Below are 9,949 nucleotides of genomic sequence, written 5' to 3'. Positions count from 1 at the left end.
AGGGTGGATGCGGTAAAGGTCGCCCTAAGAAGCAGAAAGCAAGCGAAATCCGTGAGGAAGTCGCCTAAGAGCTTTGCTTTTAGAATCCCCCACTTGAGTGAAAACGAAAGTGGTGGGAGTATGTCAATGTTCAGCATTAATCGTATAAACGATAGATGCCCGCAAAGCGTTCACAACCTTTTTGTTTGGTTTGAATTTTTAAGATTGCTTTAGAATAATTAAACTCATAACTGCAATCGTGCTCATTGTCGATGATTTTGTTTTTTTGATCAGGTGTTGTATAAGCTAAAAAGGCAATACTTTGGCTTTCAAGGCGGTTATTTGGATTGCGATAAGCAATACCTTCAATTTTAATGCTGTTTTTATTGAGTTGATGAATTTGTAAATGTACGGGTTGTGCAGCAAATTGACCATTTTCATATTTTAAATAATGTTGAGTCATGCTTTGATTCATTGAAGTGAAAAAATTCAGTTGATCAATTCTAAAATCAAATTGCTGAGTATAACAATTTAAGCTTTTGCATTGCTGTAAGCGTTGGATCCACAATTGCTGAGTATCTTCTAACAAGCGAATAGGCGCATCACTCATCAAATAAGCTGTTAAATGTTGATCACTTAATTTTTCACGCAATTCTGAGAAATTTTCTGTGCACACCTGCGCCAATTTTTTATTGGATGTAGACGTACAATCGATCCCTTGAGCATAAGAGAAAGATGAATATAAACAGCCAAATAACAGCAGTGTACTTAAGTTTTTGATAAGATGAATCTCAGATTTCAACAGCATGATCGCTTATACTTTCACTATGTTGCGCTAGGTCTAATATAGCGAAATCGAAAGTATGAATACAAGATTTCAATGATTTATTTCTACAGGAGTTGAACATGGTTGCACAGATTCGTATTGGACAAGGATTAGATGTTCATGCCTTTGAAGCGGGAGATTTTGTGACGCTTGCAGGTGTTCAAATTCCTCATACACAAGGTTTAAAAGCACACTCAGATGGTGATGTAGTGCTGCATGCACTATGCGATGCATTATTAGGTGCTTTGGCGCTGGGGGATATTGGGCAGCATTTTCCAGATACCGATCCAAATTATAAAGGTGCAGATAGTCGGGTATTGCTTAAACAGGTTTATCAACTCATTTTAGATCGTGGCTATAAACTGAATAACGCCGATATTACTGTGGCGTGCGAACGTCCTAAACTTGCACCGCATACGCTAGAAATGCGCCAAAGTGTCGCTGATGTATTGGATGTTGAGGTCACACAAATCAGTATCAAAGCGACAACCACTGAAAAATTAGGTTTTACTGGGCGTCAGGAAGGTATTTTAGCAACAGCGATTGTATTGATTTCTCATACAAAATAATCGCGTTAGAATTTTATCTATACAATCTGCTGAATTAAGAAAGTTCAGCAGATTCTAAAGCTTGTTGTAAATCTTGCGTGGCTTTACGACCTTGTAATTGCAAAGAAACGGCGTGAATTAAGCCTGTCCAAGTTTCATTGGGTTTCCAGATATCATGTAAAAAGTCTTGAGCCGTTGCAATATCCACATCCATAAAATATTGACGATACAAATACATTAAACTACTGACGTGGTTGTTATTGCTGCAATGTACCCACACCATTTGGCTTTCTAATAAATGATTGACCAAATCGAGCAATAATAAACATTGATCAGAGGATGGTGTTTCCCATGAAATTGGCAGTTGAATATAGTTTAGTCCAACATCCAGACAAATTTTGTCTTCATGGGGAAGGGCGTGTTCCGCATCACTTTCAGCCAAATTAATGACAGTGCCAATACCATATTCTTTAATTTGTTTTAATTCTTCAGCCGTAGGCTGACCTGAAGAAAACAAACGCTCATGAATGAACTGGAAATTTTTAATTTGGCTAAGTTGGGTTTCAATGTCATTCATGCGCGCAGAATTTCCTATGCTACAAATAGAAACGCCATCATGAAGATGGCGTTTTTAAATCTTAACGATTCACTAAAACGTCTTTTAATGCTTCATGCATTTCAAGCAATGCTTTTTCAGTGGTATCCCAGTCGATACAACCGTCAGTCACAGACTTACCATACTCTAAATCGCATAAGTTTTCAGGAATATCTTGACGACCACCTTTCAGGTGACTTTCGACCATAATCCCAACAATAGACTTATTGCCATCTAAAATTTGCTCAGTGATATTTTTTAATACCAATGGCTGTAAGAATGGGTCTTTGTTTGAGTTAGCATGGCTGGTGTCAATCATGATTTTGGTGCTGACTTTGGCTTTGTTTAATGCATTTTCAGCATCTGCAACAGAGCCTGCATCGTAGTTAGGCTTGCCATTACCACCACGTAAAACCACGTGTGCATACGGGTTGCCGCTAGTACGAATTACTGAAACCTGACCTTGATCATTAAGACCCAAGAAGCTGTGACCGTGTTTTACCGACTGCATGGCATTGGTAGCAACTGTTAAGCCGCCATCTGTACCATTTTTAAAGCCGACTGGAGAAGAAAGACCAGATGACATTTCACGGTGCGTTTGGCTTTCTGTAGTGCGTGCACCAATTGCAGACCAAGAAATTAAATCTTGATAATACTGCGGAGAGTTTGGATCAAGTGCTTCAGTCGCACATGGCAAACCTTTTTCATTTAACTCAAGTAAAAGTTTACGACCAAGACGCAAGCCTTTTTCAATGTTAAAAGAGTCATTCATGTCTGGATCGTTAATTAAGCCTTTCCAGCCCACTGTAGTACGTGGTTTTTCAAAATAAACACGCATCACAATATAAAGAGAATCTTTTACTTTTTCGCTTAATACTTTTAAACGATCTGCATATTCATGTGCAGCAGCAGGGTCATGAATAGAACATGGACCAATCACCACAAATAGACGCTTGTCTTTACCATCTAAAATATTGCGGATTGTTTCACGACCACGAAGAACGGTTTGATAAGCATTTTCAGTCAAAGGTAACTCAGTTTTTAATTCTGCAGGAGTCACGAGTGGCTGAATACTTTCAATATTCACGTCATCGATGTCTGATTGTGTAAGAGGATTAGACTGTAAAGTATTCATTGCCGTCACTGGTTTGATCATACAAAAGATTGTTTAATAGTCTGAATATAACATGAATTTCACTGTATTTTGTTATAAAAAGATGAATACTTCTTTAAAAAATAAGTGATGAATCGGGTAGATAAATTAAACGGTCTGTTTTAGCAAAATCCTGTCAGATAAAGCATTCATTATTGGCTGGCTTGTGCCTCAGAAACTGCTGTTGCAGTTTCTGGTGTGCTGATAGGTTTTGATTTCACAGGATTGACCATAAAGTTAATCCCGATAATAAATAAGGTAATACCTAAAACTTTACGAATCACTTTTTCAGGTAAACGTGAACTGACTAAAGTTCCCACCACAATTGCAGGAATCGAGCCAACCAACAACCAAACCAATAGGTGAAAGTCGACATTGCCTGAACTCATGTGACCTAAGCCTGCAACTAGGGTAAGTAAGACGGCATGCACGACATCTGAACCGATAATACGAATCATCGGTAGATTCGGGAACATCAGCACCAATGCCATGATGCCAAAAGCACCTGCACCCACTGAAGAAAGTGTGACAAATACACCCAGTACAACTCCCATAATTACAATGAGGGCACGCTTATCTGCAGCCTGTAGTTTGACCTTTTCAAGGTCTTGGGTCATATCGGGCAATTCTTGTTTATGGTATTTATTAAAAAACGTTTCAATTTGACTGCGAAACACAATTGAGATGCCAGTTAAGGTCAACATAAAGCCCAGTACCACGGTCAGTACCATTTTGTAATGGGTAGATTGGCTTAAATAATTCTCTAAAACCCAGTGGGTCGCAAATGAAGCAGGGATACTGCCCACCGCAAGCCAAATGACAATGGGCCATACAATATTCATTTTTTTGGCATGAACCAATGAGCCGCAGAATTTTGAAATGGCGGCATAAAGTAGGTCTGTTCCAATTGCGATATGCGGTTCAATTTTAAACAAGCTGATCAGAATGGGAGTCATCAGTGAACCGCCACCTACGCCAGTCACACCCACGCAGAAGCCGACCAATACACCTGCCAAAATAAACTCTAAAGGACCAACCATGAAGATATGCCGAAGTCAAAAATCGTGAATATATTATGACTTTTGGCAATAAGCTGTTGTCTTGATTAATGATTTACTTATTCTTAAAACAGATATAGTCAATGTGGAAAATCAGTGCAAAAGATCGCAGATTCAAGCCACGGCTTACTTTCTGTTTCTTACAAAATACAGTGGCTATGCTAAAATGCGAAAATTCATATCCATTAAAATTTAGAGGACAAAACGCTTGCAAAATCGGAAACTTAAAATAGGTATCGTTGTGGGAGAAGTATCGGGTGATACTTTAGGGGCACAACTCATGCGACGTTTTCGTGAGCAAGGCATTGATGCAGAGTTTGAAGGCATTGGTGGCCCACAAATGATTGCGGAAGGTTTTAAAAGTTATTATCCGATGGATATTTTATCGGTAATGGGCATTGTTGAAGTGCTGAAAGATTTGAAAAAACTCTTTGCAGTACGGGATGGTTTGGTCGAAAAGTGGACTCAACATCCCGTCGATGTCTTTGTCGGAGTTGATGCGCCTGATTTTAATTTACGTCTTGCCAAAAGTTTAAAACAGAAAAACTTGCCGATTAAAACCGTGCAATATGTCAGTCCTTCGGTATGGGCATGGCGACAAGGTCGGGTACATGGCATTAAAGCCAGTATAGATTTGGTACTGTGTTTATTTCCGTTTGAAAAAGCCTTTTTTAAAAAATGGGATGTGCCTGCAGCCTTTGTCGGACATCCTTTGGCGAGTCAGTTGCCGTTGGAAAATCCAATTGCTGCAGCAAAACAAGAATTGGGTTTAGACCAACAGCAACAACATATTGCGTTATTGCCTGGTAGCCGACGTGGTGAAATTGAGCGTTTAGGGCCGTTAGTTTTAGATGCGGCTTATATTTTGACGCAAAAATATCCGCAGTTTAAGTTTTTAATTCCTGCAATTAATGATGCACGTAAACAACAAATTGAAGCGTTACTGCAGTCTTATCCGAGTGCATTACAAGACAAAGTGCAATTGATGGAAAATCGTGGCACAGAATCCAAAATTGGTCGTCAGGTAATGAATGCGTCCGATATGATTGCACTGGCTTCAGGCACGGCGACGTTAGAAGCGATGCTATTACATCGTCCAATGGTTACGTTTTATAAGCTCAATCGCATTACGTACTGGATTGCGAAACTGTTGGTGAAAATTCCTTATTATTCATTGCCAAATATTATTGCAGGTAAAAAGGTGATTCAGGAATTAATTCAGGATGATGCAACACCAGAGCGTTTGGCAGCAGAAATTGAAAAGTTAATTTATATCGAAACTGCACAAATTCAAGTGATGCAACATATCACTATGCATAAGCAATTATTGTCCGATAACAGCGAAGACCCTGCACAAGCAATTTTGGCGATTTTAGATCGTTAAACTGTTCATTTCGTGATTGCATTGTTGTTTTGAAACTGCTGCCGATACTGGCTAGGTGTTAGCTCGAATTGCTTTTTAAAAGTTTGGCTAAAGGCGGTTTCGGAAGAATAACCGACACGATGGGCAATTTGTTGAATCGACAATTGTCCTTGCTGTAAATAATGCGATGCCAAGCGTAGCCGATGTTGTTGTAAGTATGCCAAAGGCGGCTCACCAATCACCTGATTAAACAAATTGGCAAATTTAGAACGTGACATGCAACATTGTTCTGCCAAACTTTCTACCGTCCATGCTTTTTCGGGTTGACCATGAATAGCTGCGAGCGCATTGGAAAGTTCAGGATGTGCCAAAGCGCCGAGCCAGTTATTTGAGTCATCAAGCTGAAAAATATAATCACGCACACATTCAATCAGTAAAATACTGACCAAGTGATCTAATATTTTATCCCGTCCCGGTCGGATTTGATGACTTTCCACCGCTAAAAATTGCAAGCCAATTTGTAACCACTCGGGCGCTGTGCTGCACATGATATGCGGAATATGCAGATATTCGGGTAGGGCACTTAAAAGCGGTTTTGCCATGGTGGTGTCCATGTGGCATTGAATCACCAAAATAAATGCGTCTTCAGCTTGTGTGTGATTTATCGTGCCAAAATTTATTGACTGCTGTGACTGAATTTGAAATAAATCCGAAATATCAAAGTGTTCTGTCCAGTGAGTGTCTGCAGTTGCACTTGCGTAATGACTGCAACCCGATGGAATCAGGACAATATCACCTGCATCAATGTGAAGGTGTGTCTGTGCAGATAAATGGATATGCAGCGAGCCTTGTAGTACTACATAAGCCAGCATTGCCCCTTGGTCACGATATTGAAATGACCAATCTCCTTGAGGATTTAAATATATATATTCTGATTGGTGCAGATGTATATCATCAAAAATTTTACTTAAAGCATCCATATTTTAAGCATAAATCATTATAAAAAATAAACCTGTGATTTCAGGACAATATAGCGCATTTTTGCGCCAAAGACTTTTGCATAGCTTTTTTGGACGTCTGCAACTGTTCATTCTCGTGTCTTTCCTCAAATATATAGGTAGAACAGCGTAGAAGGAAGAAAATAAGATGAACGCACCACTTCATTTGCTTAAAGAGATGGAACAGGATGTTCCTTATAAAAGCGCGGCTCAACTCGATAAAAAGCGTTATTTATGGTTGATCAGCCCATTTTTACCTGTATTGGGGATGGGGATTTTGGCGGGTTATCAATTCGCTCCGAAGCCTGCGAAAAAAGTTTTTGCTCTAGGTGGCCCTTTATTATTGCATGTGATTATTCCAACAATTGATACTTTAATTGGTCAAGATGCCAATAACCCAAGCAATGAAGATGTGAAACGACTTGAGGAAGATCGGTATTATTCGCGTTTGGTGAAAAGTTTTATTCCTTTGCAATATGCCGCCAATATTTATGCAGCTTATTTGGTTGGACGGCCACAAACCTCGTTAGTCGATAAAATTTTTCTGGGTATTTCCATGGGGATGGTGAATGGTATTGCTGTCAATACTGCGCATGAACTCAGCCATAAATCTTCAAAAATAGATCACTTACTGTCACATTTGGCTTTAGCACCAACAGGATATAACCATTTTCGGGTTGAGCATCCGTATGGGCATCATAAACGTGCTGCGACACCTGAAGACCCTGCATCTTCACGTATGGGAGAAACATTTTATGAGTTTTGGCCCCGCACGGTAAAAGGTTCGTTTAAGTCTGCACTGCAAATTGAAACTCAGCGTTTAAAACGTAAAGGCAAAAGTTTTTGGTCGAAAGACAATGAATTATTACAAGGCTGGGGCATGAGTGCGGCATTTCATGCTGCATTGTTGGCGCGTTTTGGTACTGGGATCATTCCGTATTTGGCGACACAGGCTTTTTATGGCATTAGCCTGTTTGAAATAATTAATTATATAGAACATTATGGCTTGCTTAGACAAAAAGATGCGCATGGCAAATATGAGCGCACTATGCCTGAACACAGCTGGAATAATAACAATATTGTGACCAATTTGTTTTTGTATCAATTACAACGTCATTCCGATCATCATGCTTATCCAACCCGACCATTTCAGGCTTTGCGACATTTTGATGAAGCGCCTGAATTACCAAGCGGTTATGCCAGCATGTTGCTGCCTGCCATGATTCCACCTTTGTGGTTTAAAATTATGGATAAACGTGTATTTGAACATTATCAAGGCAATTTAAACAAAGCCAATATTCAGCCTAAACGCCGTGCACGAATTTTTAAGAAATTTGGTGTGGTGGATAATTGATTGAATTATTAAGATTATTTTTTAATATTCATTTTGATATTTCTTTTGTATATATCTTTCAAAGGAAAGATTGAGATGTATACCAGATGTCTATTTTCACTCATCTTACTATGAATTGACTTCATCTCATTTTGGCGCATAATAAAGTTATATATTTATATAATATTGAGGTGGGTATGATTCATACAAACTTGAGAAAAGTAGGTGGTTCGGTCATGCTTGCCGTACCGCCTACATTATTAAAAAGTTTAGGTTTAGATGCGGGAAAGGAAGTTTCTCTGAGCATTGTGAATGGTAAGTTAGTGGTCGAACCTAAAGCGAAGCCAGCTTATAAATTGGCTGACTTGCTGCAAGAGCATCAAGCTTTAGCATTAGAGCAAGATGCGTGGCATGATGTAAAAGCAGTTGGGCGAGAAGAAATCTAATGAATCAAGGCGATATTTATTTGATTTCATTAGATCCAACACTTGGACATGAACAACAAGGTAAGCGACCTGTATTTGTTATTTCACCTAAGTCATTTAATCTTATTACTAAAATGCCGATTGTTTTGCCTATTACTTCTGGTGGAAACTTTGCACGAAATATGGGTTTCGCTGTAGAGCTTATTGGTGGGAAAACTACAGGTATTGTGCGTTGTGATCAACCTAGAGCTTTAGATTTTGAAGCTAGACACGCGCGGTTTTTAGAATCCTCGCACGCAGATGTTTTGGATGAGGTTTTAGCAAGATATATCGCAATTTTTTCACCTGAAGATTAATTTATATCGAAAAAGACAGAAATTTATAGCAATATTTCTATGAAAATCTGTCTTTTATCTTACTTTACTATATGCCTTAAATCATAAAATCACTTGAGCTCACTCGAACTTTTACCTAATTCACGACGGGCAATAATCAATAGCTGAATCTGTTGCGTACCTTCAAAAATATCTAAAATTTTCGAATCACGTGCCCATTTTTCCAATAACTCATCTTCGTTATAACCCACCGATGCAGCTAACTCGACACACCTGAGCGTGATTTCATTACACACGCGACCAGCTTTGGCTTTGGAAATAGAAGCTTCGCGTGAGTTAGGCTGTTTATTGTCTGCCATCCATGCTGCTTTGAGCATCAATAAACGTGCGGCTTCCCATTCTGCTTCCATCCGATAAGTCTGTGCTGCGATATGTGAACACTGTAAATAGGGCGTGGCATAATTTGCATCTAATTGGTCTTTAAAAATTTCCTTAATCCGCTCTAAAGCGGCTTTGGCACAACCAACGGCCATAGCTGCCACCAAAGGGCGAGTGTTATCAAAGGTTTCCATCACACCTGCAAACCCTTTGGCAACATCAATTTCTGTATTGCCTAAAAGGTTGCTCGCAGGAACACGGCAATTTTCAAATCGAATTGTTGCTGTGTCCGAGGCTTTAATCCCTAATTTATGTTCTAAGCGTTCCACGGTCATGCCAGGTGTGCCCTTAGTCACAACAAAGGATTTGATCGCAGCACGTCCCAGTTTTTTGTCTAAGGTTGCCCACACAACAACGGCATCGGCGCGGTCACCAGAGGTCACAAAAATCTTTTCACCATTTAAAATATATTCATTGTCTACTTTGGTGGCAGTGGTACGAATAGCCGCAGAGTCAGAACCACAGTTGGGTTCGGTAATTGCCATGGCTGCCCAAACACCATTAAAGCGTTGTAATTGTTCTTCATTGGCCACCGCAGCAATCGCAGAATTACCTAAACCTTGGCGTGGCATACTGAGTAATAAACCTGTATCGCCATAACACATTTCGACAATACTCAGTGCGGTAGACATATTTACGCCATTTTTGTTACCTGTAGATGTGTCACCACGTTTGTTGACTGCTGCACCTGCATTCATGCCATCGCCCGCTTGGTTCATACCATCAACCAAGGCTGCAAGCATGTCTAATTCTTTCGGGTAGGCGTGTTCGGCTTTATCATATTTTCTTGAAATGGGACGTAATACATTTAAAGCAACTTCATGTGCCTGATCGACCAACATTTTGAATTTTTTTGGATTTTGTAAATTCATGGGTGTATTCCTTATTTTTCTAGCTG

11 protein-coding genes are annotated in these 9,949 nt (G+C 39.6%); 5 read left to right on the top strand and 6 right to left on the bottom strand.

Annotation, left to right across the window (positions count from 1 at the left end; all coding sequences use genetic code 11):
* Positions 1–136: 136 nt before the first annotated feature.
* Complete coding sequence (locus tag FTU66_RS11615) at positions 137–787, bottom strand: hypothetical protein (RefSeq protein ID WP_180112830.1); 651 nt, start codon at positions 785–787, stop codon at positions 137–139.
* A gap of 98 nt (positions 788–885) precedes the next feature.
* Between FTU66_RS11615 and ispF the strand changes: the two genes are divergently transcribed.
* A complete protein-coding gene (gene ispF, locus FTU66_RS11610) occupies positions 886–1,374 on the top strand; it encodes a 2-C-methyl-D-erythritol 2,4-cyclodiphosphate synthase (protein WP_004973369.1) in 489 nt (162 codons plus the stop codon).
* Between the two features lie 34 nt (positions 1,375–1,408).
* Here the strand turns inward: ispF and FTU66_RS11605 are convergent, their stop codons facing one another.
* From FTU66_RS11605 to FTU66_RS11595, 3 genes are all read right to left on the bottom strand, one after another.
* Positions 1,409–1,930 (bottom strand): protein tyrosine phosphatase family protein, encoded by a 522-nt coding sequence (locus tag FTU66_RS11605; protein WP_004973370.1) that lies wholly within the window; start codon positions 1,928–1,930, stop codon positions 1,409–1,411.
* A gap of 61 nt (positions 1,931–1,991) precedes the next feature.
* Positions 1,992–3,083: a 3-deoxy-7-phosphoheptulonate synthase gene (locus tag FTU66_RS11600; RefSeq protein WP_042068745.1), complete on the bottom strand. Its 1,092-nt coding sequence runs from the start codon at positions 3,081–3,083 to the stop codon at positions 1,992–1,994.
* A gap of 170 nt (positions 3,084–3,253) precedes the next feature.
* Positions 3,254–4,141, bottom strand: a complete 888-nt coding sequence (locus FTU66_RS11595; RefSeq protein WP_004973373.1) for a sulfite exporter TauE/SafE family protein — start codon at positions 4,139–4,141, stop codon at positions 3,254–3,256.
* A 226-nt stretch (positions 4,142–4,367) separates the two neighbouring features.
* Here FTU66_RS11595 and lpxB point away from each other — a divergent pair, with 226 nt between their 5' ends.
* On the top strand, positions 4,368–5,543 hold the full coding sequence (lpxB, locus tag FTU66_RS11590) for a lipid-A-disaccharide synthase (RefSeq protein WP_004973375.1): 1,176 nt from the start codon (positions 4,368–4,370) through the stop codon (positions 5,541–5,543).
* Between the two features lie 5 nt (positions 5,544–5,548).
* Here the strand turns inward: lpxB and FTU66_RS11585 are convergent, their stop codons facing one another.
* Positions 5,549–6,502: an AraC family transcriptional regulator gene (locus tag FTU66_RS11585; protein ID WP_096900855.1), complete on the bottom strand. Its 954-nt coding sequence runs from the start codon at positions 6,500–6,502 to the stop codon at positions 5,549–5,551.
* Positions 6,503–6,668: 166 nt separating this feature from the next.
* Here FTU66_RS11585 and FTU66_RS11580 point away from each other — a divergent pair, with 166 nt between their 5' ends.
* From FTU66_RS11580 to FTU66_RS11570, 3 genes are all read left to right on the top strand, one after another.
* Entirely contained in the window at positions 6,669–7,874 is a 1,206-nt protein-coding gene (locus FTU66_RS11580) for an alkane 1-monooxygenase (RefSeq protein ID WP_004973378.1), read from the top strand.
* Between the two features lie 176 nt (positions 7,875–8,050).
* On the top strand, positions 8,051–8,299 hold the full coding sequence (locus FTU66_RS11575) for an AbrB/MazE/SpoVT family DNA-binding domain-containing protein (RefSeq protein ID WP_180112829.1): 249 nt from the start codon (positions 8,051–8,053) through the stop codon (positions 8,297–8,299).
* A complete protein-coding gene (locus FTU66_RS11570; RefSeq protein WP_004973384.1) occupies positions 8,299–8,634 on the top strand; it encodes a type II toxin-antitoxin system PemK/MazF family toxin in 336 nt (111 codons plus the stop codon). The genes FTU66_RS11575 and FTU66_RS11570 overlap by 1 nt, the downstream gene beginning before the upstream one ends.
* Before the next feature lie 89 nt (positions 8,635–8,723).
* Here the strand turns inward: FTU66_RS11570 and FTU66_RS11565 are convergent, their stop codons facing one another.
* On the bottom strand, positions 8,724–9,923 hold the full coding sequence (locus tag FTU66_RS11565; protein WP_004973386.1) for an acyl-CoA dehydrogenase family protein: 1,200 nt from the start codon (positions 9,921–9,923) through the stop codon (positions 8,724–8,726).
* Positions 9,924–9,949: the final 26 nt, after the last annotated feature.

The organism is Acinetobacter sp. YH12131, from assembly GCF_013418635.1.
GTDB classification, from domain to species: Bacteria; Pseudomonadota; Gammaproteobacteria; order Pseudomonadales; family Moraxellaceae; genus Acinetobacter; species Acinetobacter towneri.
The sequence above is the reverse complement of the archived record's forward strand: the minus strand, read 5'-3'. Positions and strand labels throughout refer to the sequence as shown.